Raw genomic sequence first — 24454 nt, 5'->3', positions numbered from 1 at the left:
TAGCCGGGAGCGGTGTGATGAGCGGTAGCGCCGGCCGCTGGCCGGCACCCCCGCTTCCGCATCACCCCTGGCGGTAGACCTCGGCACCGGCCGCGCGGAACTCCGCCGACTTCTCCTTCATGCCGGCCTCGGCGTAGTCGCGCACGTCCTGGGTGATCTTCATCGAACAGAAGTGCGGACCGCACATCGAGCAGAAGTGCGCCAGCTTGTGCGCATCCTTCGGCAGCGTCTCGTCATGGAATTCCTTGGCCTTCTCCGGATCCAGGCCAAGATGGAACTGGTCTTCCCAGCGGAACTCGAAGCGCGCCTTGCTCAGCGCGTTGTCGCGCACCTGCGCGCCCGGATGGCCCTTGGCCAGGTCGGCCGCATGCGCGGCGATGCGATAGGCCATGATGCCGTCACGCACGTCCTGGCGATTGGGCAGGCCGAGGTGTTCCTTCGGCGTCACGTAGCAGAGCATGGCGGTACCAAACCAGCCGATCATCGCCGCACCGATCGCGCTGGTGATGTGGTCGTAGCCCGGCGCGATGTCGGTGGTCAGCGGGCCCAGCGTATAGAACGGCGCCTCGCCGCACTCGCGCAGCTGCTTGTCCATGTTCTCCTTGATCAGCTGCATCGGCACATGGCCGGGGCCTTCGATCATGGTCTGCACATCATGCTTCCAGGCGATCTTCGTCAGCTCACCCAGCGTTTCCAGCTCACCGAACTGCGCGGCGTCGTTGGCATCGGCGATGCAGCCCGGGCGCAGGCCGTCACCCAGCGAGAAGGTCACGTCATAGGCCTTCATGATCTCGCAGATGTCTTCGAAATGCGTGTAGAGGAAATTCTCCTTGTGGTGCGCCAGGCACCACTTGGCCATGATCGAGCCACCACGGCTGACAATGCCGGTCACGCGCTTGGCGGTGAGTGGCACGTAGCGCAGCAGCACGCCAGCGTGGATGGTGAAGTAGTCCACGCCCTGCTCGGCCTGCTCGATCAGCGTGTCACGGAAGATCTCCCAGGTAAGTGCTTCGGCACGGCCGTCGACCTTCTCCAGCGCCTGGTAGATCGGCACGGTACCGATCGCCACCGGCGAGTTGCGGATGATCCACTCGCGGGTCTCATGGATGTGCTTGCCGGTGGACAGGTCCATCACCGTGTCACCGCCCCAGCGGATCGCCCACACCAGTTTCTCCACTTCCTCGGCAATGCCCGAGGACACCGCGCTGTTGCCGATGTTGGCGTTGATCTTGGTCAGGAAGTTGCGGCCGATGATCATCGGCTCGCTTTCAGGGTGGTTGATGTTGTTGGGCAGCACCGCGCGGCCGCGTGCGATCTCATCGCGCACGAACTCCGGTGTGATGATCTTCTGGATCGAGGCGCCAAATGCCTCGCCCGGGTGCTGCTGCAGCAGGCCGGCATCGCGGATCGCGTCCAGGCGCTGGTTCTCGCGGATGGCGACGAACTCCATCTCCGGCGTGATGATGCCACGGCGCGCGTAGTGCATCTGGGTGACGTTGGCACCTGCACGCGCACGGCGTGGCAGGCTGCGCGCGGGAAATCGCACCGCATCGAGCTTCGGGTCCTGCTCGCGATCGCGGCCGAACGAAGAACTCAGTCCTTCGAGCTGCTCGGTATCACCGCGCTCTTCCACCCAGCCGCGGCGCAGTTCCGGCAAACCGGCCGACAGATCGATGCGCACCTCCGGATCGGTGTACGGACCGGACGTGTCGTAGACCGTGACCGGTGCGTTCTCTTCGCCGCCGAACAACGTCGGCGTGCGGGTCAACGCGATCTCGCGCATCGGTACCTGCAGATCCGGACGTGAGCCGGGCACGTGGATCTTGCGCGAGCCGGGAATGGGCCGGGTCACGGATTCGGAGAGTTGCTGGGCCTGTTGCTGCAGGGCGGAGAGCTGTGCGTTCATCGGGCATCGTCCAGGAAGGTCAGGGACGAAGCGGCGGCGCACTGCTGCCGCTCCCGGACGGTCCTTGGGCGGAGTCCGGGCATGGCTGCACTGCAAAGCTTCCCTACGCCGGTATGAGCCGGATCAGGTTCCAAGGGACTGTCTCAACCGTGGCCACATGGCCGCGGTACCCCCGCTTCTTGGTCCGCATTAGACCATAGAACGCACCGCAGCTCCTGGCTGTTCCATCCACGCACGGCGTGGATCCGCTGTTTCTGTATTAACAGAACCGTGACATCGCATTCAGTAACGTGCACGCGCATCGTGCCGCTGCGGCCGGTGTTTCCTCGCCGCCTTCGCGGCCCCTGCCCGGTCTGTGCTTCATGTCGCCGGCCCCTCGCAGCAAGCTCTGCTCGCTCCCCTCAATCCCTTGATCGGAGAAGCCCCTTCATGGTGTTTCGCGTTTCCATTGCACTGGTTCTGCTGCTGGTGCTGCTCGCCGGTGTTGCACCCGGTCCCTTCAATACCGTGGTGCAGAGCATCCTCGGCGAACTCATCCGCGGCATCGGCTGGCTCTACCTGCTGGTCGTGTTCCTCGCCCTGGTATTCCTGATGTACCTGGCCTTCGGCCGCTTCGGCAACCTGCGCATCGGTGGCGAAGACGCCGAACCGGAATTTTCGCGGGCCAGCTGGATGTCGATGCTGTTCGCCGCCGGCATGGGCATCGGCCTGGTGTTCTGGGGCGCCGCCGAGCCCATTTCGCATTTCAGCAAACCACCGGAAGGGCTGGCACCTGAAAGCATGGACGCTGCGCGTGCTGCCATGCGCTACGTATTCTTCCATTGGGGCCTGCACCCGTGGGCCATCTATGCGTTGATCGGCCTGGCAATGGCTTGGTTCCAGTTCAACCGCAACGGCCGTGGCCAGGTCAGTGACATGCTGCAACCGATCATCGGCCGTCACCATCGTGGCTGGATCGGGCGTGTGGTCAACATCTCCGCGGTCGTTGCCACTGCGATTGGCGTGGCTACAGCACTGGGCTTCGGCACGGTGCAGATCGCAGCCGGCGTGGAACGCGTATTCGGCGTGCAGGCGGGCGTTCCGCTGCAGTTGACGATCATTGCGATGGCCTTCGTTCTGTACATGGCGTCCACGCTCAGTGGCGTCGGCCGCGGCATGAAATGGCTGTCCAACTTCAACCTTGCACTGGCGGCGCTGCTGTTGGCACTGGTGCTGGTGCTCGGCCCGACTGGCGCGATCTTCAATACCTTCACCACCACGCTGGGCTCCTATCTCAATCAGCTGGTGACGATGAGCCTGCGCATGTCGCCGTTCTCGTCCAGCACCTGGGTGGCCGACTGGACGATCTTCTACTGGGCCTGGTGGATTTCCTGGGCACCGTTCGTGGGCTCGTTCATCGCGCGCATCTCGCGAGGCCGCAGTGTTCGGGAGTTCGTGATCGGCGTGGTGTTGGCGCCGACGCTGCTGGGCTTCTTCTGGTTCTCGGTGTTCGGCGGCACCGCCATCTGGATGCAGATCTTCGGCCAGGCCGACCTGCTGCAGGCGCTGGGCAACGGCTACGAGACAGTGCTGTTCACCATGTTCGACAGCCTTCCGTTGCCTCTTCTTCTGTCGAGCATCGCGTTGGTGCTGCTGATGATCTTCTTCGTGACCTCGGCTGATTCTGCGGTACTGGTACTGGCCAGCATGTCCACGGACGACGCTGGCGAGCCATTGCGCAAGCACAAAGTGTCGTGGGGTGTCGGCATTGCGCTGGTGGCGGGTTCCTTGCTGTTGGCAGGCGGACTGGAGGCGCTGCAGGGCATGATCACCATCGCAGCGCTGCCGTTCGCGCTGCTGATGCTTCTTGTGATGGTGTCGCTGTACCGGGTGCTGGACCAGGAGTACACGCGGGAGCGGCGGCAGGCGCAGCGCCAGAGGCACATGATCGATGCGTGGATCGCACGCGAGATGGCGGCGCAGGAGGAGACCCAGGCGGAGGCAGCGCGCGCGCACGATCAGGATTGAGGGGGTTTTGCAGCCTGCGGCTGCACCGCTTTTCTCAAGCAACGGCAACAGCAACTTCAAAAGCGGCTCTGGATTTCTGCTGGTTTGGCGGGGAGGGGGCCGATGGCGGGACACGCCGCAAGTACGTCCTTGTAGGCTCGGCCACGGCATCCATGCCGTGGACGGTCCCGCCATCGGCCCCCTCCCCGCCTCCGACAATTTCCCGGTGACGTCAGTAGATCCACGCCACGCGTGGATCAGGTGTATCGGAAAACGGATCCGACCCCAACCCACAGCGCGCGGCTGTTGCTGTTGCCTTTGCTCTTGATCTTCTTCTTTCTCTTCCTGCGGTGGCGGCCGCAGGAAACTGTCCGTGGCCGGGCGGGTGGGTTGGCTGGGGGCGTGAGCCGCATGGGCCCGAGGCATGCCTCGGGCGGATTGGGCCGGATGCCCAACCCCGGTCTTGCCGTGTGCGCAGGACAGTGCACACGAGCAAGCGGCGATCGAGCTTGCATGGACGTACTTGCAGCGGCCCCCAGACAATCCACCCGCCTGGCCAAGCCCCGTATCACTGCCATCACCGCAGAGGGGGCTCAGCCCGGTGGCCGGGAAACCTCAATACCCCGCCGCCTGCCCATCCTTGCGGCTCTCCGACGCGCCGTAATACACCCCGGTCTCGGGATCACGCATGATCGCCTGGTAACCGCCATACGGGCCGTCGGCGAACACGATGCGATGTCCCTTGCGCATCAGCGCGCGCACCGTTTCATACGGGAAGCCGGTTTCCAGATTCACTTCGCCGCCGTCGGTCATCGCCGTGGCCTGCCCGGTCGGTTCCGTTGAACCGTCGTGCTGGATGCGCGGCGCATCGCCGGCTTCCTGCAGGTTCATCCCGAAGTCCACCAGGTTCATCACGATCTGCGCGTGGCCCTGCGGCTGCATCGCGCCGCCCATCACGCCGAAGCTGGCGTACGGCTTGCCACCCTTGGTGATGAAGGCCGGAATGATGGTCTGGAACGGGCGCTTGCCCGGCGCATAACCGTTGGGATGATTCTTCTGCAACACGAACATCTCGCCACGGTCCTGCAGGATGAAGCCTAGCCCCGGCGGCGCCATGCCACTGCCCATGCCGCGGTAGTTGGACTGGATCAGCGACACCATCATGCCGTCGGCATCGGCCACGGTCATGTAGATCGTGTCGCCCTCCTCCAGCTGCTTCGGCGTGCCCGGCTGCACTTCCTTCAACGCCTTGTCCATCGAGATCAGCGCGCGGCGCTGCGCGGCGTACTCCTTGGAGATCAGCTTCTGCACCGGTGCCGGCTGGAATGCCATGTCGGCGTAGAAGCGTGCACGGTCGGCGAAGGCCAGCTTCTTCGCTTCAACGAACAGGTGCACATGCTCCGGTGAACCGAACGGGATCTTCGAGAAGTCGTAGCCTTCCAGCACGTTGAGTATCTGCAGCGCAGCGATGCCCTGGCTGTTCGGCGGCAGCTCCCACACGTCGTAGCCACGGTAGTTGCTGCTGACCGGCTCGACCCATTCACCATGGTGGTCGGCCATATCCTGGTAACTCAGGTAGCCACCGTTGGCCTTGAAGTAATCACCGATCGTGCGGGCGATGTCACCTTTGTAGAAGGCGTCGCGGCCGCCGTCGGCGATCTTCTGCAGGGTGCTGGCCAGGTTCGGGTTCTTCCACATCTCGCCCTTGCGCGGGGCATGGCCGTTGATCGTGAACTGCTCCTTGAAGCCCGGGTACTGCGACAACTTCGGCACCGAGCGGTCCCAGTAGTACGCGATCACTTCGGCCACCGGGTGCCCTTCGCGGGCATAGCGGATGGCCGGCGCGAGGTTGTCGGCCATCGGCTTGCGGCCGAAGCGTTCGTGCAGCGCGAACCAGCCATCGACCGCGCCGGGCACCGACACCGGCAGCGGGCCGGTGGCCGGAATGTCCTTCAGGCCACGGCGCTGGAACTCGGCCAGGGTGAGCGATTTCGGCGAGCGGCCCGAGCCGTTGTAGCCATAGAGCTTCTGCGTCTTCGGGTCCCAGACGATGGCGAACAGGTCGCCGCCGATGCCGTTGCCGGTGGGCTCCATCAGGCCGAGCGCGGCGTTGGCGGCAATCACAGCGTCCACTGCCGAACCGCCGCCCTTCATCACGTCCAGCGCGATCTGGGTGGCCAGCGGCTGCGACGTGGCGGCCATCGCGTGCGGGGCGATCACCTCCGAACGGGTGGCGAAGGTCTGGCCGGTAATGCGGTCGGCGGCGAAGGACAGTGCAGGCATGGCGGCGAGCACGGCGGTGGCGAGCAGGGAACGGGCAAGGCGTCGGGACACGGTCGGGTTCCGATGGAAGGGTGGTGCTCCGATCTTCGCCGCTGCGGCCTTCACGCGGTATCGGGCAGAGGTCATGGGCGATGGTCTTTCGGTGGGTGCGGACCCAGGCCCGCACCCACCAAGGCGAAAACAGCCCGGATTCCGCGCAGAAACCGCTCTGAAAGGAGTGAATTCGGGTTCATCGAAACACTTTCAGCGGCAACCATCCTTGTGCCGCAAGCGATTGCGCTGGATGCGCCGGAAACCGATAGAAAATCCGTCGCGAGGGTTGACAGCGCCGAAATGGCTGTGTTTCTCTCGATCACATGTTGCATCACAACACGCCACCGCGACCCCACATCGAAGCCGCCGACATCGGCGCCGCCTCGCTGCGTTCGATTCTTGTGCTCGTACTTATTACCCAGCCAACAGGTGCGGGACGAGCCAGCGTGTAAGCAACAAACACACCGGAACTCATCAAAACCCGCACCCGCCCAGGTGCGGGTTTTTTCATTTCAGGACCTGGTTTCAGACGCAACCACCATGAACAACGCCAACTTCAAAACCTGGACCAGCACCGCCACGACGCCTCGTAGCGGCTGTGCCTGTGCGATGCATGGCGCCTCCTCCACCGCTTTCCCCTGACCGGCCGGCACGTCACCTTCGACGACCGGCCGTTCTTTTTTCTTCCCACCGCAAGGAACCTCCCCCATGAGCACCAACGACCTGCCCCAGACCAAGATCGCCGTCATCGGCTACGGCAGCCAGGGCCGCGCCCACGCACTGAACCTGCGCGAATCCGGCTTCGACGTGGTGGTAGGCCTGCGTCCGGGCGGCCCGACCGAGGTCAAGGCACAGGCCGATGGCTTCACCGTCAAGGCCCCGGCCGATGCAGTGAAGGATGCCGACCTGGTTGCCGTGCTGACCCCGGACATGGTGCAGAAGAAGCTGTACGACGACGTGCTGGCGCCGAACATGAAGCAGGGTGCGGTGCTGTTGTTCGCGCACGGCCTGAACGTTCATTTCGACATGATCAAGCCGCGTGACGATCTCGACGTGGTACTGGTCGCACCGAAGGGCCCGGGCGCGCTGGTCCGCCGCGAGTATGAAATCGGCCGTGGCGTGCCGTGCATCTGGGCGGTCTACCAGGACAAGAGCGGCAAGGCGGCTGAGTACGCCCTGGCCTATGCAGCCGGCCTCGGCGGCGCCCGCGCCAACCTGATCCAGACCACTTTCAAGGAAGAAACCGAGACCGATCTGTTCGGTGAGCAGGCGGTGCTGTGTGGCGGCGCCTCGGCGCTGGTGCAGGCCGGTTTCGAGACCCTGGTCGAAGCCGGCTACCAGCCGGAGATCGCCTATTACGAAGTACTGCACGAACTGAAGCTGATCGTGGACCTGTTCTACGAAGGTGGCATCTCGCGCATGCTGGAATTCATCTCCGAAACCGCGCAGTACGGCGACTACGTCAGCGGCCCGCGCGTGATCGATGCCGGCACCAAGGCACGCATGAAGGAAGTGCTGAAGGACATCCAGGACGGTACCTTCACCAAGAACTGGGTGGCCGAGTACGAAGCGGGCCTGCCGAACTACAACAAGTTCAAGCAGGCCGACCTGGAACACCCGATCGAGAAGGTAGGCAAGGAACTGCGCGCCAAGATGGTCTGGTTGCAAGGTCAAGCCGCGTAACAACGCGGCACCCCCACCCGCTCTGCAAGGTCCCCCATGAACTCTCCCACACACCGCAGCGCGCCGCCCAACGGCGCGCGCTGGCTGACCCAGGCGCTGGAGGCCGAGGGCGTCCGCACGCTGTTCGGCTATCCCGGCGGCACCATCATGCCGTTCTACGACGCGCTGGTGGATTCGTCGCTGAAGCACATCCTGGTGCGCCACGAGCAGGGTGCAGCGCTGGCGGCCAATGGCTTCGCCCGCGCCAGCGGCCAGGTCGGCGTCTGCGTGGCCACCTCCGGCCCCGGCGCCTCGAATCTGGTCACCGGCATTGCCGACGCGATGCTGGATTCGGTGCCGATGGTCTGCATCACCGGCCAGGTCGGCACGCCGCTGCTGGGCACCGACGCCTTCCAGGAACTGGATGTGTTCGGCCTGACGATGCCGATCGTCAAGCACAGCTGGCTGGTGCGCAGCGTCGATGATCTGCCGCGCGTGGTGGCCGATGCCTTCCGCATCGCCCGCGAGGGCCGTCCCGGCCCGGTGCTGATCGACCTGCCCAAGGATGTGCAGCTGGCCGATGCCAGCCATCTGCCGGTGCATGTGCCCAGCAGCGTCGAACCGCCGCCGGCGCCGGCCGAGGCCGCCATCGCCGAGGCGATCGCCGCACTGGCGGCGGCCGAGAAGCCGGTGGTCTACGCCGGTGGCGGCATCGCGCTGGGTGATGCGGTGCAGGACCTGCGCGACTTCGTCGAGGCCAGCGCCATCCCCACGGTGATGACCCTGCGTGGCCTGGGTGCGCTGCCGGCCAGCCATCCGCAGTCGCTGGGCATGCTGGGCATGCATGGCACCCGCGCGGCCAACATGGCCGTGCAGGAAAGCGACCTGCTGCTGGTGCTGGGGGCGCGCTTCGATGACCGCGCCACCGGCAAGCTGGCCGAGTTCGCGCCATTCGCCCGCGTCGTCCACATCGATGCGGACGCTTACGAGATCTCCAAGCTGCGCAGCGCCGACGTCGCCGTGCCTGGCAATGTCGGCCATGCCATCCGTGCCCTGCGTGCGGCCTTCCCCTCCCCCAGGGCCCACCAGGATGCATGGCGCAAGCGTTGCGCGCAGCACCGCGATCGCTTCGCTGCCCGCTACGATGCACCCGGCCAGCACATCTACGCGCCGGCGTTGCTGAAGCGCCTGAGCGAGCTGGCCCCGGCCGATGCGGTGATCGCCTGCGATGTCGGCCAGCACCAGATGTGGGTGGCCCAGCACTGCCGCTTCAACCACCCGCGCAACCACCTGACCAGCGGCGCGCTGGGCACCATGGGCTTCGGCCTGCCGGCGGCGATGGGCGCGCAGTTCGCCTGCCCCGACCGCACCGTGGTGCTGGTGTCCGGCGATGGCAGCTTCATGATGAACGTGCAGGAGCTGGCGACCATCGCCCGCTGCCGCCTGCCGGTGAAGATCGTGCTGCTGGACAACAGTTCGCTGGGCATGGTGCGGCAGTGGCAGGAGCTGTTCTTCGCCGAGCGTTACAGCGAGATCGACCTGTCCGACAACCCGGACTTCGTGGCATTGGCGCAGGTGTTCGGCATCGCCGCCACCCGCGTCGACAACCGCGACGACGTGGAAGGCGGCCTGGCCGCGCTGCTGGCCGAACCGGGCCCGGCACTGCTGCACGTGGCCATCGATGCACGCGCCAACGTGTGGCCGCTGGTGCCGCCGAACACCGCCAACAGCACGATGCTGGAAAGCAACCCCGCCCATGCCCGCCAGGAGACCCCCAATGCAATACCGGCTTGACCTGGTGCTGCACCCGGCCGAAGGCGCGCTGCTGCGCGTGATCGGCATGGCCGAGCGTCGCGGCTTCGCGCCGCGTGCGATCAGCGGTGCGCCGGTGGCCGCCGACGATGGCCGCTGGCACCTGCAGCTGGTGGTGGATGGCCAGCGCCCGGCGGAAACGCTGTGCCGGCAGATCGAGAAGATCTACGACTGCGTGTCCGTACAGGTCACCGCCGTGGAAGGAGTATCGCCATGAACACCCGTACCGTAGCGACCACGGTGCCGGTACGGAGGCGTCTTCTTCGTCGCCCGTGCCCGCACGCGGCGGTCTTCGGCACCGCGCTGGTGGCCCATGCCGGCCGCTGATGCCAGCCAGGAAAGCGATGTCGGCGACGTAAGCGTTGCCGACGTTCTGGCCGCGCAGGCCCGCCTGCGCCGCTTCCTGCCGCCCACCCCGCTGCACCATGCCGAGCGCTTCGGCACCTGGCTGAAGCTGGAGAACCTGCAGCGCACCGGTTCCTACAAGGTGCGCGGCGCATTGAATGCGCTGCTGGCCGGCCGCGAACGCGGCGACACCCGTCCGGTGATCTGCGCCTCGGCCGGCAACCACGCCCAAGGCGTGGCCTGGGCCGCCTACCGTCTGGACGTACCGGCCATCACGGTGATGCCGCATGGCGCGCCGGCGACCAAGATCGCCGGCGTCGCCCATTGGGGCGCCACCGTGCGCCAGCACGGCAACAGCTACGACGAGGCCTACGCCTTCGCGGTCGAACTGGCGCGGCGCCACGGCTACCGCTTCCTGTCCGCGTTCGATGATGCCGACGTGATCGCCGGCCAGGGCACGGTCGGCATCGAACTGGCCGCGCATGCCCCTGACGTGGTGATCGTGCCGATCGGCGGCGGTGGACTGGCCTCCGGCGTGGCCCTGGCGCTGAAATCACAGGGCGTGCGCGTGGTTGGTGCACAGGTAGAAGGCGTTGACTCGATGGCGCGCGCGATCCGTGGCGATGTCCGTGAGATTGCCCCCGTCGCCTCGCTGGCCGATGGCGTGCGGGTGAAGATCCCCGGCTTCCTGACCCGCCGCCTGTGCACATCGCTGCTGGACGACGTGGTGATCGTGCGCGAAGCCGAGCTGCGCGAAACCCTGGTGCGGCTGGCGCTGGAAGAACACATCATCGCCGAGGGCGCCGGCGCGCTGGCGCTGGCTGCCGGCCGCCGCGTCGCCGGCCGCCGCAAGTGCGCGGTGGTGTCCGGCGGCAACATCGATGCCGGCGTACTGGCCGGCCTGCTCACCGACATCCGGCCGCGCCCGCCACGCAAGCCGCGGCGACGGCGCAGCGAAACACCCCGCTCGCCCGCCAGGGCCAGCGCGCCGTCCTCCCCCACCTCCCCCACCTCTCCCCCTTCCCACCTGCAAGCCGCAACGCCCGCTGTCGAGGAGATTTCCCTGTGACCACCATCGAACGAATTACCACCCCGCGCATCCGCATCTTCGACACCACCCTGCGTGACGGTGAGCAGTCCCCCGGCTGCAGCATGAGCCCGCCGCAGAAGTTGGTGATGGCGCGTGCGCTGGACGAACTGGGCGTGGACATCATCGAGACCGGCTTCCCGGCCAGCTCGCAGTCCGACCGCGAGGCAATGGCGCTGATCGGCCGCGAACTGCGCCGCCCGAGCCTGAGCCTGGCGGTGCTGTCGCGCTGCCTGCAGGCCGACATCGAAACTTCCGCACGGGCCCTGGAAGCGGCCGCCAATCCGCGCCTGCACGTGTTCCTGTCGACCAGCCCGCTGCATCGCGAGCACAAGCTGCGGATGACCCGCGAGCAGGTCCTGGAGTCGGTACGCAAGCACGTAGCGCTGGCGCGTTCCTACATCGACGATGTCGAATTCTCGGCCGAGGATGCCACCCGTACCGAGCTGGATTACCTGATCGAGGTCTCGCGCGTAGCGATTGCCGCCGGCGCCACCACCATCAACCTGCCCGACACCGTCGGCTTCACTACGCCGGAAGAAATCCGCGCGATGTTCCAGCAGGTCATCGCCGGCGTCGCCGATGTACCGAACGCTGCCAATGTGATCTTCAGCGCGCACTGCCACAATGATCTGGGCCTGGCCGTGGCCAACTCGCTGGCCGCCATCGAAGGCGGCGCGCGCCAGGTCGAGTGCACCGTCAACGGCATCGGCGAGCGCGCCGGCAACTGTTCGCTGGAAGAGATCGCGATGGTGCTGAAGGTACGCCAGGCCTTCTACGAGCAGGACAGTTCGATCAACACCCCGCGCATCGTCGGCACCTCGCAGTTGCTGCAGCGCCTGGTCGGCATGCCGGTACAGCGCAACAAGGCCATCGTCGGCGCCAACGCGTTCGCCCACGAATCGGGCATCCACCAGCACGGCATGCTGCGCCATCGCGGTACCTACGAAATCATGCGCCCGGAAGACGTGGGTTGGGAGGACTCGCAGATGGTGCTGGGCCGCCACAGTGGCCGCGCCGCTGTTGAAGCGCGCCTGCGTGCGCTGGGCTTCTGGCTGGACGAAGACGAACTGAAACTGGTGTTCGAGCAGTTCAAGGGCCTGTGCGAACAGCAGCGCGTGGTCACCGATGCCGACCTGCAGACGTTGATGCAGGGCGGCTCCAACGCGCAGGGCTACCGCCTGGCCTCGATGACCATCAGCGATGTCGGCAGCCGCGCCAACGCGCTGGTCGAACTGTCCGACCCGGACGGCAACCGCGTGGCCGAGACCGCGCAGGGCGATGGCCCGGTCGATGCGCTGTTCGGCGCGCTGTCGGCCGCCACCGGCGTGCAGCTGATGCTGGACAGCTACCACGTGCACAGCGTCGGCATCGGCGCCGATGCGCGCGGTGAGGCCAACCTGAGCGTGCGCCACGAAGGCGTGGAGTACGACGGCACCGGCACCAGCAAGGACATCATCGAAGCCTCCGCGCTGGCCTGGCTGGATGTGGCCAACCGCCTGCTGCGCCAGCGCCAGGCCACCGCCCACAACAGCACCGACGTTCCCACCCCTGCCACCGCCTGAGGAACCCGCCATGAGCGCCTTCGACACCTTCACCCCGGCCAGCGCCGCTGGCCAGCAGTGGAACGCCCAGGACTATGCGATCGACGCCGGCTTCGTCCCGCTGCTCGGCGGCGCGGTCTCGCGCCTGCTCGACCCGCGCGCCGGTGAGCGCATCCTCGACCTGGGCTGTGGCGATGGCGTGCTCAGCACCGAACTGGCCCTGAGCGGCGCACGCATCCACGGCGTGGATGCCTCGCCGGAACTGGTGATCGCCGCCCGCGCGCGCGGTGTCGATGCCCAGGTGATGGACGGCCACGCACTGTCGTTCGACAGCGAGTTCGATGCAGTGTTCAGCAACGCGGCACTGCATTGGATGGGCACCCCGGACCGCGTGCTGGAAGGCGTACGCCGCGCGCTGCGCCCCGGTGGCCGCTTCGTCGCCGAGTTCGGCGGCCATGGCAACGTGGCCACGATCATCGCGGCCGTGCAGGCCGCACGCGTGGCGCACGGCCATGGCGCCAGCGCCTTCCAGTGGTACTTCCCGACGGCCGATGCCTACGCCGACCGCCTGCGCCAGCATGGCTTCCAGGTGCAGCTGATCGAGTGCACGCCGCGCCCAACGGCATTGCCGACCGGCGTGGCCGGCTGGCTGCGCGTCTTCGCCGCGCCGCTGCTGGACGACCTGCCAGACGAGGCACGCGCTACGGTGCGCGAGGCCGCCACCGCGCTGCTGGCCGAGCTGCCGCGCAATGCCGCCGGCCAGCCGCTGGCGGACTACGTGCGGCTGCGCGTGCTCGCCCGCCGTCGCTGACTTGACCGTTCCGCTTTCTTTACTGATGTTCGCTATTTCGTACTTCTGCCAGGCATACGCATGACTTCCGCACCCCGCACCCTGTACGACAAACTGTGGGACGCCCACGTGGTGGTTCCCGAATCCGACAGCGCGCCCGCCGTGCTGTACATCGACCTGCACCTGATCCACGAGGTGACCTCGCCGCAGGCGTTCACCGAGCTGCGCGAGCGCGGCTTGTCGCCGCGCCGCCCGGACCGCACCAAGGCGACGATGGACCACTCCACGCCGACCCTGCCGGCCGCCGCTGACGGCACGCTGCCCTATGCCAGCGCCGCCTCCGAGGCACAGGTCGCCACGCTGGCGCGCAACTGCGCCGAGCATGGCATCGAGCTGTTCGACATGGCCTCGGACAACCGCGGCATCGTCCACGTGATCGCGCCGGAACAGGGCTTCACCCAGCCGGGCATGACCATCGTCTGCGGCGACAGTCACACCTCCACCCATGGTGCGTTCGGTTCGCTGGCCTTCGGCATCGGCACCAGCGAAGTCGGCCACGTGCTGGCCACGCAGTGCCTGCTGCAGCGCAAGGCCAAGACCTTCGCCATCACCGTTGATGGCCCATTGGCGCCAGGCGTCGGTGCCAAGGACGTGGTGCTGCACATCATCGGCGTGATCGGCGTCAACGGTGGCACCGGCCACGTCATCGAGTTCCGTGGCAGCACCATCGAAGCGATGGACATGGAACAGCGCATGACCCTGTGCAACATGTCGATCGAAGCCGGCGCGCGTGCCGGCATGGTGGCGCCGGACCAGGTCACCTTCGACTTCGTCGCCCGCACGCCGCGCGGCCCCAAGGGCGCCGACTTCGACGCTGCCGTGGCGCGCTGGCAGCAGCTGCGCGGCGATGACGGCGCACGCTTCGACAGCGAAGTGCACATCCACGCCGCCGACATCCGCCCGACCCTGACCTGGGGCACCCATCCGGGCACGGCCATCGCAGTGGACGCGCCGATTCCGGCGGCCAACGATGCCGCCGCACAGAAGGGCCTGGACTACATGCACTTCCAGGCGGGCAAGGCGCTGGCCGGTACGCCGGTGGACGTGGTGTTTGTCGGTTCGTGCACCAATGGCCGCCTGAGCGACATGCGCGAAGTCGCGCAGGTCCTGCGCGGCCGCCGCGTCGCTGACCGCGTGCGCATGCTGGTGGTGCCAGGCTCGGAGATCGTCAAGCGCGAGGCGGAGGCCGAAGGCATCCACGAAATCGTGCGCGCGGCCGGTGCCGAGTGGCGCGAGCCGGGCTGCTCGATGTGCATCGCCATGAACGGCGATCTGGTCGCACCCGGCCAGCTGGCCGTAAGCACCAGCAACCGCAATTTCGAAGGCCGCCAGGGCCCCGGTTCGCGCACGCTGCTGGCGTCGCCGATGAGCGCGGCGTGGGCCGCTGTGAACGGGCACGTTGCCGATACCCGCGAACTGTTCGCACAGGAGGTGGCGTGATGGCCGGTTTCCGTACCCTGATCTCGGCCAGTGTGGTGCTGCGCCAGACCAACATCGACACCGACCAGATCATCCCGGCGCGGTTCCTGTCCACCACCGAACGTGCCGGCCTGGGCCGCAACGCCTTCAATGACTGGCGCTGGCAGGCCGACGGTTCGCCGGTGGCTGACTTCGCCTTCAACCAGCCGCACAACGCCGGCCGCAGCATCCTGCTGGCGGGCCGCAACTTCGGCTGCGGTTCCTCGCGCGAGCATGCGCCGTGGGCACTGACCGACCTGGGCCTGCGTGCCATCGTCAGCAGCGAGATCGCAGATATTTTCCGCGGCAACTCGCTGAAGAACGGCCTGCTGCCGATCGTGCTGGACGAGGCCGACGTGCAGGCGCTGATGCAGCGCCCGGACGATGAGCTGACCATCGACGTGGCTGCGCGCGAACTGCACACGCCCGGTGGCCGCGTCTATTCCTTCCCGCTGGATGGCTTCTCGCAGACCTGCCTGCTGGAAGGCGTCGACCAGTTGGGGTATCTGTTGGGCCGTGTCCCTGAAATCGAACGTTACGAGAGTGAGCATGCACGCTGAGATTGTTGTCCTGCCCGGTGATGGCATCGGCCCGGAAGTGGCCGCCGCGGCAGTGGCCGTCCTGAAGGCCGTCGCCGGACGCTTCAACCACACCTTCACCTTCAGCGAGCACGACATCGGTGGCATCGCCATCGACCGTCATGGCGAACCGCTGCCCGCCTCCACGTTGACTGCCTGCCAGGCCGCCAACGCCGTGCTGCTGGGCGCGGTTGGCGGCCCGAAGTGGTCCGACCCGAACGCCAAGGTGCGCCCCGAACAGGGCCTGCTGGCGATCCGCAAGGCGCTGGGCCTGTACGCCAACCTGCGCCCGGTGCGCACCCACGAAGCCGCGCTGCATGCCTCGCCGATCAAGGCCGAGCTGCTGCAGGGCGTGGACTTCGTGGTGGTGCGCGAGCTGACCGGTGGCATCTACTTCGGCGACAAGACCCGCGACGCCGACAGCGCCAGCGACCTGTGCCGCTACACCGTGGCCGAGATCGAACGCGTGCTGCGCAGTGCCTTCCGCCTGGCGCAGCAGCGTCGCGGCAAGGTCACCTCGGTGGACAAGGCCAACGTGCTGGAAACCTCGCGCCTGTGGCGTGACGTGGCCGCGCGCATCGGCCGCGAGGAGTTCCCGGACGTTGCCCTGGAGCACCAGCTGGTCGATTCGATGGCCATGCACCTGCTGGCCAAGCCGCGCGAGTACGACGTGATCGTGACCGAGAACATGTTCGGCGACATCCTCACCGATGAAGCCTCGATGCTGGCCGGCTCGCTGGGCCTGCTGCCGTCGGCCTCGCTGGGTGAGCCGGGCGCGGTGGGCATCTACGAGCCCATCCACGGTTCGGCCCCGGACATCGCCGGCAAGGGCATCGCCAATCCGTACGCAACGATCTTCAGCGCGGCGATGCTGCTGCGCCATTCGCTGGGCCTGGAAGCCGAAGCCGCCGCGGTGGAAGCGGCCGTGCATGCGGTGCTGGACGATGGGGTGTTCACTGCCGACCTGGCCGCCAAGGGCCAGGCCGTGAGTACCGCCGCCGCCACGGATGCGGTGCTGGCCAAGCTGCGCTGACCCATCGGGCAACGCCTGTAGAGCCGAGCCATGCCCGGCTCATTCAACAGCCGTCGAGCATGGCTCGACGCTACAGGTAGCGGGCAGCCACGCCATGCGTGGCTGCCTTACTTGGTGGTGTACCCACCATTGACCAGAATCGTCTGCCCGGTCATCCACCAGCCATCGGTGACCAGGAAGCGGATCCACGGCACGATATCGGTGATATCGGTCAGGCCGGTGCGGGTGAATGCGGACAGCGCCGCCGCGGTCTTGTGATACGCCTGCGCATCGGCGCTCTCGGCCGGGTAGAAGAACGGCGTGTCCATCGGACCAGGGCCGATCGCGGTCACCGAAATGCCGCGCTCACCGAACTCCTTCGACGCCGCGCGGGTGAAGTGCTCGACTGGCGCCTTGGTACCGGCGTAGCTGGAATAGAACGGCGTGTAGGCACCCAGCAATGAGGTGACCAGGGTGCAGATGCGACCACCGTCGTTGACGTGGCGGCCGGCTTCCTTGAGGAAGAAGAACGCCGCCTTGGCGTTGACCGCGCTCATCTCGTCGTACTCCGCTTCGCTGATGTCCAGCAGCGGTTTCTTCAATACCTTGCCGACCGTATTGATGGCGATGTCGGGACGGCCGACTGCGGCCACGGCATCGGCGAACAAGCGCTCCATCACTGCCGCCGAGGTCAGGTCCCCCTGCAGGGCCACCGCCTTGCTGCCGGCGGCCTGCACGGCGGCGACGGTCGCCTCTGCATCGGCCTGGGTGGCGGCGCTGTTGTAGTGGATGACGATGGCTTTGGCGCCCTGTGCAGCGAAGTCGCGGGCGATCAGGCCGCCCAGGTTCTTGGCGCCACCAGCGATCAGCACGGTCTTGCCCTTGAGGGAATGGTCGGTCATGGCTTCGGTCTCGGGGAGGAGGCTGCCCGGGGTGGCAACCCTGCCCTGACGACGATATCGTGCAGAAAAAGCGGATAAAGCCCGCCACATTGACTTAACTTTCCAGAGCCAGCGAACAATGGACCGGATCGATCGCTTCCGCATCTTCACCCGGGTGGTGGAGTGCGCCAGCTTCACCCGCGCCGCCGACCAGCTCGGCCTACCCCGCTCCACCGTCTCGGCAGCCATTGCGGAGCTGGAGCAGCGGCTCGGCACCCGCCTGCTGCAGCGCTCGACCCGCCGGGTGTCCACCACCCATGATGGCGACGTGTTCCATGCCCGCTGCCTGCGCCTGATCGCCGAAGTCGAAGACGCTGAATCGCTGTTCCGGCAGGACGACGCGCAACCGGTCGGTTTGCTGAAGATCGACGTGCCCAGTCGCATCGGCCGTCGCATCATCGCTCCGGCGCTGCCCGGGTTCTTCGCGCAGTATCCGCAGGTGGAAGTCGACCTGGGCATGACCGACCGCGCGGTGAACCTGATCGAAGACGGTTGCGATGCGGTGCTGCGGGTCGGTCAGCTGGGTGACTCCAGCCTGGTGGCGCGCACACTGGGACAACTCGACTTCGTCAACGTTGCCGCGCCGGCCTACCTGCGCGAGCATGGTGTACCGCAGCATCCTGCCGACCTGCAGCAGCACCGCGCGGTGAACTATGCGTCGCCGACCACGGCACGGGTGGAACCGTGGGAGTGGCAGGACGGCGGCCAGCTGCGCACGCTGCCGATGCCCGGCTGGGTGCGGGTGAACAGCGCCGAGGCGTCGATCGCGTGCTGCGTAGCCGGGCTTGGCTTGCTGCAGATTCCGCGCTACGACGTGCAGGCGGAACTGCAATCCGGCGAACTGGTGGAAGTGATGCCGCAGTATGTGGCGCAGCCGTTGCCGGTGACTCTGTTGCAACCGCATCGGCACCACCGTGCGCTGCGCGTACAGGTGTTTATCGAATGGCTGCTGCCGGTGCTGCGGAGCGGCCTGCAGCTGCAGTAGCTCCACGCCATGCGTGGATGCATGCATCCGTGCCAACCAAGGTTGGCACCTACCAGAGGCGGTGGCCGTAGAACCCGGGGCGTTATGCCCCGGATTCGTCCGGCTTCACCCGGAACCACGCCGCGTACAGCGCCGGCAGGAATACCAGGGTCAGCACCGTGCCCACGATCAGGCCACCCATGATCGAAATCGCCATCGAGCCATAGAACGCACTGCGCGACAGCGGAATCATCGCCAGCACCGCCGCCAGCGCGGTCAGCACGATCGGGCGGAAACGGCGCACCGTGGCATCGATGATCGAATGCCAGCGATCATGCCCGGCATCGATATCCTGCTGGATCTGGTCGATCAGGATCACCGAGTTGCGCATGATCATCCCCGCCAGTGCAATCGTGCCCAGCAGCGCCACGAAGCCGAACGGCGCGCGGAACAGCAGCAGGAACAACGTCGCACCGATGATGCCCAGCGGCGCGGTTACCAGCACCATCGCCGCACGCGAGAAGCTGCGCAGCTGCAGCATCAGCAGCGTGGCCACCACCACCAGGAACAGCGGCATGCCGGCCTTGATCGAGTTCTGGCCACGGGCCGAATCCTCCACCGTACCGCCGGTCTCCAGCAGGTAGCCACTGGGCAGTTCAGCGCGGATCCCGTCCAGCGTCGGCAGGATCTGGTGCACCACGTCCAGCGGCTGCATGCCGTCGCTGATGTCGGCACGCACGGTCACCGTCGGCAACCGGTTGCGGTGCCAGATGATGCCGTCCTCAAAGCCATACTCCATCGTCGCCACCTGCGACAGCGTGATGCTGCCGCCGTTGGCGGTCGGCATCGACAGGCTGGACAGCAGCTCCAGCTGGTTGCGCTCATCGGCCGGGCCACGCAGCAGCATCTCGATCTGGCGGTTGCCTTCGCGGTACACGCTCACCGACTGCCCAGCCAGCGAACTGGACAGGAACTGGCTGACCTGGGCACTGCTCACGCCCAGCGCGCGGGCGCGCTCCTGGTCGATCACCAGCCGCACTACCTTGCTCGGCTCGCTCCAGTCCAGGTTCACGTTCATCACGTGTGGGTTCTCACGCACCTTGGCTTCGACCTGGCGCGCGATCGCCTGCACCTTCTCGATGTGCTCGCCGGAAATACGCATCTGCACCGGATAGCCGACCGGCGGGCCGTTCTCCAGGCGGGTCACGCGCATCTGCACGTCCGGGAACTTCGGAATCACTTCGTGCAGCAGCCAGTCACGGGTGCTTTCGCGCGATTTGATGTCCTTGGCCAGCACCACGAACTGGGCGAAGTTGGTGGCCGGCAACTGCTGGTCCAGCGGCAGGTAGAAGCGCGGCGAACCGGTGCCCACGTAGGAGACGTAGTTGGCAATGCCCTCGCGGCTGGACAGCAGCTTCTCCAGCTTCTCGGCCTGGGCCTGGGTCGAGCGCAGCGACGCGCCCTCGGCCAGCTCGATGTCCACCATCAATTCCGGCCGGGTCGAATCCGGGAAGAACTGCTGCGGCACGAAGCGGAACATCATCAGCGAGAACACGAACAGCGCGATGGTCGCGGCGATCACCCACCAGCGGTGACGCAGGCAGCCATCGAGGAAGCGACGGAAACTGCGGTAGAACCGGCGCTGGTACGGATCATGGTCATGCCCGTGCTGCGGCGGCGCGATCAGGTTGGCCAGCGCCGGGTAGCGGTCGGCCCACTGCTGGCGCCTGGCCAGCCAGCGCGCGGACAGGCTGCCCGGCTTCGGCGGCTGCGGATTGAACAGGTCCGGCAGCATCTTGTCGCCCAGGTACGGGATGAACAGCACCGCCGCGATCCACGACACCACCAGCGCGATGGTCACCACCTGGAACAGCGAGCGGGTGTACTCACCGGTGCTCGATGCCGCGGTAGCGATCGGCAGGAAGCCGGCCGCCGTGATCAGCGTACCGGTCAGCATCGGGAACGCAGTTGATTCCCAGGCAAAACTGGCCGCGCGCAGGCGGTCGTAACCCTGTTCCATCTTGGTGGCCATCATCTCCACCGCGATAATCGCATCGTCCACCAGCAGGCCCAGCGCCAGCACCAGCGCGCCCAGCGAGATCTTGTGCAGGCCGATGTCGAAGTAGTGCATGACGAAGAACGTCATCGCCAGCACCAGCGGGATGGTCACGCCCACCACCAGACCGGTGCGCAGGCCCAGCGAGAAGAAGCTGACCAGCAGCACGATCACCACCGCCTCGGTCAGTACCTGCACGAACTCGCCGACCGACTCTTCCACCGACTGCGGCTGGTCGGACACCTTGCGCAGCTGCATGCCGGCCGGCAGGGTCTTCTGCAGGCGTTCGAACTCGGCATCGAGGTTGGCGCCGAGCTTGAGGATGTCACCGCCATCCTTCATCGCCACCGCCAGCCCAATCGCCTCTTCACCCATGAAGCGCATCTTCGGCGACGCGGGATCGGCGAAGCCACGCTTGACCTCGGCGATGTCGCCCAGGTGCACGGTGCGGTCACCGGCGCGGATCGGGAACTGGCGGATCGCTTCGATGTCGTTGAACTGGCCGGTCACGCGCAGCTGCACGCGATCGGTGGCGGTCTCGAAGAAGCTGGTGCCGGTCACCGCATTCTGGTCGGCCAGTGCCTGCTGCACCTGCTGCATCGACACGCCCAGCGTGGCCAGCCGGGTATTGGACAGCTCGATCCACACCTTCTCGTCCTGCAGGCCGACCAGGTCGATCTTGCCGACGTCGGGCACGCGCTGCAGTTCCAGCTGGATGCGGTCGGCGTAGTCACGCATCACCGCGTAGTCGAAGCCCTTGCCGGTCAACGCATAGATGTTGCCGTAGGTATCGCCGAACTCATCGTTGAAGAACGGGCCGACGATCTCGCGCGGCAGCGTCGGGCGGATGTCACCCACGCGCTTGCGCACCTGGTACCAGAGGTCCGGAATCTGCCTGGAACGCAGGCTGTCGCGGGCCATGAAGATGACCTGCGATTCGCCCGGGCGCGAGTACGAGCGGATGAACTCGTACTCGCCGGTGTTCATCAACGCCTTCTCGATCGGCTCGGTCACCTGCCGCGAGACCTGCTCGGCGGTGGCGCCCGGCCATAGCGTGCGCACCACCATCGCCTTGAAGGTGAACGGCGGGTCTTCGGACTGGCCCAGATGCTTGTACGACCATGCGCCGATGAGGGCGAAGGCGAGCATCGCAAACAACACCAGCGGACGATTGGCCAGCGCCCACTCGGAAAGATTGAAGCGGCGCACCGGCTTACTCCTTGGCCTTGGCGGCAGCCGCCGGCGTAGCCGGCTTCAGCACCGGGCGGTTCTGACGATCCACCGCGATCACCGGCTGGCCGGCGCGCAGCAGGTGTCCGCCGGCAGCAACCACCCAGTCACCCGCGTTCACGCCGGACAGTACCGGCACCGTCTCGCTGCCAAACGCCCCAGTGGTGACCGCTGCGGCCTTCAGCGTACTGTTGGCCGGATCGACCACCCACACGCTGGCGGCACCGTTGGCACCGCGCTGCAGTGCGCCCAGCGGTAGCTGCAGGGTGCCGTGGCGGCCGGCGCTGCTGTAGACGCGCGCGCTCTGGCCCAGCTCGACATCGGCCAGCGCATCGGCGGCCAGGCTGACCCGCGTCGCGTAGGTGCGCGCCTGCGGATCGGCGGCGGCGGCAATCTCGCGGATCGTGCCCGGCAGGCGCTGCCCCGGGCGGTTCCACAACTCCACCTCGACCGGCTGACCCACCGCATAGTCGCGGATGGTGGCCTCGGGCAGGTCGATCAGCACTTCGCGGCCACCATCGGCGGCCAGGTTGAAGATGGTCTGTCCGGCGGACACCACCTGCCCAGCCTCGGCCTCGCGGCTGGCGATCACGCCGTCAGCCGGTGCGCGCAGCTGCGCGTAGTCGGCCTGGTTGCGCAGCACATCGAGGTTGGCGCGGGCAGCGTTGGCCTGGCCCTGCGCCGCTTTGAAGGCGGCGGACTGCTGGTCCAGCTGCGAACGGCTGACCAGTTGCTGGTCGGCCAGCACCTGGTAGCGCTTGAGGTCGTCGCGGGCACGCACCAGGTCGGCTTCAGCTGCGGCCAGCTGCGCCTGCGAAGCGCGGGCCTGCAATGCGAAATCGGCTGCATCCAGCTCGGCCAGCACGTCGCCCTTCTTTACCCGCTGCCCGGCATCGACATGGCGCTTGACCAGGTTGCCGCCGACGCGGAACGACAGCGGGCTTTCCTGGCGGGCACGCACCGTACCCGGGAACGCCGCCGGCGCCTGTCCGGCCTGTTCGCCGGGGTGAACCACCAGTACCGGCACGGCCGCCTGCGGCGCCTGTTCCTGTCCCGAACAGGCTGCCAGCGCAGCCACCCACACCATACCGCCCATCCAGCGCACGATCTTCATCGGTCAACGTCCTGAAAACGCAGGGTTGCAACAAGGGGGAGCCGCGACTGCCGGCCCAATTTAATAAACCGGCCGGTATAGTATAAATATCGAACCGCTTGGTCTAGTATTGTTGCGATGAGTTCTTCCACTTCCCGCAAGCCGTCGGCCAAGCCTGCTGCCAAGGCCGCCGGACCCGGGCGCCCCAAGGATCTGGGCAAGCGCGCGGCGATCCTTGAAGCAGCCAAGGTACTGTTCATCGAACAGGGCTATACCGGCGTGAGCATGGACGCCATTGCCGCCCAGGCCGGCGTCTCGAAGCTGACCGTGTACAGCCACTTCGGCGACAAGGAAACCCTGTTTTCCGAGGCCGTGCAGTCCAAGTGCATTGAAATGCTGCCCGATGCCCTGTTCGTGGCCGACGCGGATGGCCCGCTGCGCGACCAGTTGATCGGCATCGGCCTGGCCTTCTTCGAGCTGATCACCTCCGATGCGGCGATCTCGATCCAGCGCATGATGATGGCGCCGGAGACCGATGAACGCCTGCGCGAGCTGTTCTGGAAGGCAGGCCCGGAGCGCACCTGCGAGGCCCTGGCTGACTTCCTGCGGGCACGCGCCGAGCGCGGCGAACTGGACATCACCGACTATTCGCTGGCTGGCGAGCAGTTCCTGACCCTGGTCAAGGGCGAAGTGCACATGCATATGATGTGCGGCATGCCACTGTCACCGGTGGAGTGCGACCCTCTTGCCCATGTGACCGCCAGCATCGACTTCTTCCTGCGCGCTTATGCGCCGCGAGGGGCCGGGACGGCTGAATAACCAAAACTGAACGAACCGGAGGTCGCGATGACTTCCGGCACTGCGACCCCGGCCACCCGGCAGCTGATGCTCTGGGCGCGCCGCCGGCCTCCGGCACCGGTAAAATGGCCGGCCCACTGCGCTGGATTTGAACCTCATGACGATTGATTACGCCCACGCCCGCGAACTGATGGTGGAACAGCAGATCCGTCCCTGGGACGTGCTGGACATCAAGGTGCTCGACGTCCTGGCCCGCCTGCCGCGCGAGGCCTTTGTCGCCGATGCACACCGGGCGCTGGCCTACGCCGATGTCGAACTGCCGATCGGCCATGGCCAGAAGATGATGAAGCCGGTCATCGAGGGCCGTACCCTGCAGGCACTGGATCTGCAGCCGGGTGACGAAGTGCTGGAAATCGGCACCGGCAGCGGCTTCCTGGCAGCCTGCATCGGCGCGCTGGCGCGCGACGTGCTGAGCCTGGAGATCGACCCGGAACTGGCCGCCGCCGCGCGTGCCCGCCTGGATGCTTCCGGCCTCGGCACCAACGTCCGCGTGGAAGTGGCTGACGCCCTGTCCTGGCAGACCGAACGCCGCTTTGACGTGATCTGTGTCACTGGTGCGGTCGACGTGGTGCCGTCACAGTTCGCCTCGTGGCTGCGTCCGGGTGGTCGCCTGTTCGTGATCCACGGCCGCTCGCCGGCGATGGAGGCCCTGCTGGTCAAGGCCGACGGCAGCACCGAGTCCCTGTTCGAGACCGATATCGATTACCTGCGCGGTGCCGCCCCGGCACCCCAGTTCCACCTCTGAGTCCAAGGAAG

The 24454-nt window shown here is 66.7% G+C and carries 18 protein-coding genes and 1 riboswitch; of the genes, 13 read left to right on the top strand and 5 right to left on the bottom strand.

What is annotated here, in order from left to right; all coding sequences use genetic code 11:
* Positions 1-61: 61 nt before the first annotated feature.
* Positions 62-1906 carry a phosphomethylpyrimidine synthase ThiC gene (thiC, locus tag RI032_RS12495; protein WP_010483982.1) on the bottom strand — a complete coding sequence of 615 codons (1845 nt, stop codon included), beginning with the start codon at positions 1904-1906 and terminating at the stop codon, positions 62-64.
* Between the two features lie 82 nt (positions 1907-1988).
* Positions 1989-2090, bottom strand: a riboswitch (TPP riboswitch).
* Positions 2091-2335: 245 nt separating this feature from the next.
* On the opposite strand from thiC, the gene RI032_RS12490 reads away from it, so the two are divergent.
* Positions 2336-3913: a BCCT family transporter gene (locus RI032_RS12490; protein ID WP_322547080.1), complete on the top strand. Its 1578-nt coding sequence runs from the start codon at positions 2336-2338 to the stop codon at positions 3911-3913.
* A gap of 594 nt (positions 3914-4507) precedes the next feature.
* Here the strand turns inward: RI032_RS12490 and ggt are convergent.
* Positions 4508-6226 carry a gamma-glutamyltransferase gene (gene ggt, locus RI032_RS12485; RefSeq protein WP_322547079.1) on the bottom strand — a complete coding sequence of 573 codons (1719 nt, stop codon included), beginning with the start codon at positions 6224-6226 and terminating at the stop codon, positions 4508-4510.
* A 690-nt stretch (positions 6227-6916) separates the two neighbouring features.
* Here ggt and ilvC point away from each other — a divergent pair.
* From ilvC to leuB, 9 genes are all read left to right on the top strand, one after another.
* The gene (gene ilvC, locus RI032_RS12480) at positions 6917-7891 is read left to right on the top strand and encodes a ketol-acid reductoisomerase (protein WP_010480761.1); all 975 of its coding nucleotides are present in this window, start codon (positions 6917-6919) and stop codon (positions 7889-7891) included.
* Between the two features lie 36 nt (positions 7892-7927).
* Positions 7928-9664 (top strand): acetolactate synthase 2 catalytic subunit, encoded by a 1737-nt coding sequence (gene ilvG, locus RI032_RS12475; protein ID WP_043400196.1) that lies wholly within the window; start codon positions 7928-7930, stop codon positions 9662-9664.
* Complete coding sequence (locus RI032_RS12470; protein WP_005410947.1) at positions 9648-9899, top strand: ACT domain-containing protein; 252 nt, start codon at positions 9648-9650, stop codon at positions 9897-9899. Before ilvG ends, RI032_RS12470 begins: the two co-directional genes overlap by 17 nt.
* A 96-nt stretch (positions 9900-9995) precedes the next feature.
* Positions 9996-11096 carry a threonine dehydratase gene (locus RI032_RS12465; RefSeq protein ID WP_322547078.1) on the top strand — a complete coding sequence of 367 codons (1101 nt, stop codon included), beginning with the start codon at positions 9996-9998 and terminating at the stop codon, positions 11094-11096.
* Complete coding sequence (locus tag RI032_RS12460; RefSeq protein WP_019338809.1) at positions 11093-12679, top strand: 2-isopropylmalate synthase; 1587 nt, start codon at positions 11093-11095, stop codon at positions 12677-12679. Before RI032_RS12465 ends, RI032_RS12460 begins: the two co-directional genes overlap by 4 nt.
* 10 nt (positions 12680-12689) lie before the next feature.
* Entirely contained in the window at positions 12690-13469 is a 780-nt protein-coding gene (locus RI032_RS12455) for a class I SAM-dependent methyltransferase (protein WP_100446692.1), read from the top strand.
* 60 nt (positions 13470-13529) lie between these two features.
* Positions 13530-14948 (top strand): 3-isopropylmalate dehydratase large subunit, encoded by a 1419-nt coding sequence (gene leuC, locus RI032_RS12450; protein ID WP_322547077.1) that lies wholly within the window; start codon positions 13530-13532, stop codon positions 14946-14948.
* Positions 14948-15526: a 3-isopropylmalate dehydratase small subunit gene (gene leuD / locus RI032_RS12445; RefSeq protein WP_322547076.1), complete on the top strand. Its 579-nt coding sequence runs from the start codon at positions 14948-14950 to the stop codon at positions 15524-15526. The genes leuC and leuD overlap by 1 nt, the downstream gene beginning before the upstream one ends.
* Positions 15516-16577, top strand: a complete 1062-nt coding sequence (leuB, locus tag RI032_RS12440; RefSeq protein WP_248853945.1) for a 3-isopropylmalate dehydrogenase — start codon at positions 15516-15518, stop codon at positions 16575-16577. The genes leuD and leuB overlap by 11 nt, the downstream gene beginning before the upstream one ends.
* A 107-nt stretch (positions 16578-16684) precedes the next feature.
* Here the strand turns inward: leuB and RI032_RS12435 are convergent, their stop codons facing one another.
* Complete coding sequence (locus RI032_RS12435; protein WP_057503967.1) at positions 16685-17458, bottom strand: SDR family oxidoreductase; 774 nt, start codon at positions 17456-17458, stop codon at positions 16685-16687.
* 118 nt (positions 17459-17576) lie between these two features.
* On the opposite strand from RI032_RS12435, the gene RI032_RS12430 reads away from it, so the two are divergent.
* Positions 17577-18482: a LysR family transcriptional regulator gene (locus tag RI032_RS12430; protein ID WP_043400179.1), complete on the top strand. Its 906-nt coding sequence runs from the start codon at positions 17577-17579 to the stop codon at positions 18480-18482.
* A gap of 82 nt (positions 18483-18564) precedes the next feature.
* On the opposite strand, the gene RI032_RS12425 is transcribed toward RI032_RS12430, so the two are convergent.
* Together RI032_RS12425 and RI032_RS12420 are read right to left on the bottom strand one after the other, a co-directional pair.
* Positions 18565-21726 carry an efflux RND transporter permease subunit gene (locus RI032_RS12425; RefSeq protein WP_322547075.1) on the bottom strand — a complete coding sequence of 1054 codons (3162 nt, stop codon included), beginning with the start codon at positions 21724-21726 and terminating at the stop codon, positions 18565-18567.
* Between the two features lie 4 nt (positions 21727-21730).
* A complete protein-coding gene (locus tag RI032_RS12420) occupies positions 21731-22861 on the bottom strand; it encodes an efflux RND transporter periplasmic adaptor subunit (protein ID WP_010480785.1) in 1131 nt (376 codons plus the stop codon).
* A gap of 117 nt (positions 22862-22978) precedes the next feature.
* Between RI032_RS12420 and RI032_RS12415 the strand changes: the two genes are divergently transcribed.
* Positions 22979-23659, top strand: coding sequence for a TetR/AcrR family transcriptional regulator (locus RI032_RS12415; RefSeq protein ID WP_019338820.1), 681 nt, complete (start codon positions 22979-22981; stop codon positions 23657-23659).
* A gap of 136 nt (positions 23660-23795) precedes the next feature.
* Positions 23796-24443: a protein-L-isoaspartate O-methyltransferase family protein gene (locus tag RI032_RS12410; RefSeq protein WP_049398378.1), complete on the top strand. Its 648-nt coding sequence runs from the start codon at positions 23796-23798 to the stop codon at positions 24441-24443.
* Positions 24444-24454 lie beyond the last annotated feature (11 nt).

The organism is Stenotrophomonas geniculata (assembly GCF_034508895.1).
GTDB lineage: Bacteria > Pseudomonadota > Gammaproteobacteria > Xanthomonadales > Xanthomonadaceae > Stenotrophomonas > Stenotrophomonas geniculata.
Note: the sequence above shows the minus strand (reverse complement) of the source record. Positions and strands in the feature narration are given on the sequence as shown.

Coding starts and splice junctions, on each gene's coding strand:
- thiC (WP_010483982.1), bottom strand. CDS start 1,906: ATGAACGCACAGCTCTCCGCCCTGCAGCAACAGGCCCAGCAACTCTCC.
- RI032_RS12490 (WP_322547080.1), top strand. CDS start 2,336: ATGGTGTTTCGCGTTTCCATTGCACTGGTTCTGCTGCTGGTGCTGCTC.
- ilvC (WP_010480761.1), top strand. CDS start 6,917: ATGAGCACCAACGACCTGCCCCAGACCAAGATCGCCGTCATCGGCTAC.
- ilvG (WP_043400196.1), top strand. CDS start 7,928: ATGAACTCTCCCACACACCGCAGCGCGCCGCCCAACGGCGCGCGCTGG.
- RI032_RS12470 (WP_005410947.1), top strand. CDS start 9,648: ATGCAATACCGGCTTGACCTGGTGCTGCACCCGGCCGAAGGCGCGCTG.
- RI032_RS12465 (WP_322547078.1), top strand. CDS start 9,996: ATGCCGGCCGCTGATGCCAGCCAGGAAAGCGATGTCGGCGACGTAAGC.
- RI032_RS12455 (WP_100446692.1), top strand. CDS start 12,690: ATGAGCGCCTTCGACACCTTCACCCCGGCCAGCGCCGCTGGCCAGCAG.
- leuC (WP_322547077.1), top strand. CDS start 13,530: ATGACTTCCGCACCCCGCACCCTGTACGACAAACTGTGGGACGCCCAC.
- leuD (WP_322547076.1), top strand. CDS start 14,948: ATGGCCGGTTTCCGTACCCTGATCTCGGCCAGTGTGGTGCTGCGCCAG.
- leuB (WP_248853945.1), top strand. CDS start 15,516: ATGCACGCTGAGATTGTTGTCCTGCCCGGTGATGGCATCGGCCCGGAA.
- RI032_RS12435 (WP_057503967.1), bottom strand. CDS start 17,458: ATGACCGACCATTCCCTCAAGGGCAAGACCGTGCTGATCGCTGGTGGC.
- RI032_RS12430 (WP_043400179.1), top strand. CDS start 17,577: ATGGACCGGATCGATCGCTTCCGCATCTTCACCCGGGTGGTGGAGTGC.
- RI032_RS12420 (WP_010480785.1), bottom strand. CDS start 22,861: ATGAAGATCGTGCGCTGGATGGGCGGTATGGTGTGGGTGGCTGCGCTG.
- RI032_RS12415 (WP_019338820.1), top strand. CDS start 22,979: ATGAGTTCTTCCACTTCCCGCAAGCCGTCGGCCAAGCCTGCTGCCAAG.
- RI032_RS12410 (WP_049398378.1), top strand. CDS start 23,796: ATGACGATTGATTACGCCCACGCCCGCGAACTGATGGTGGAACAGCAG.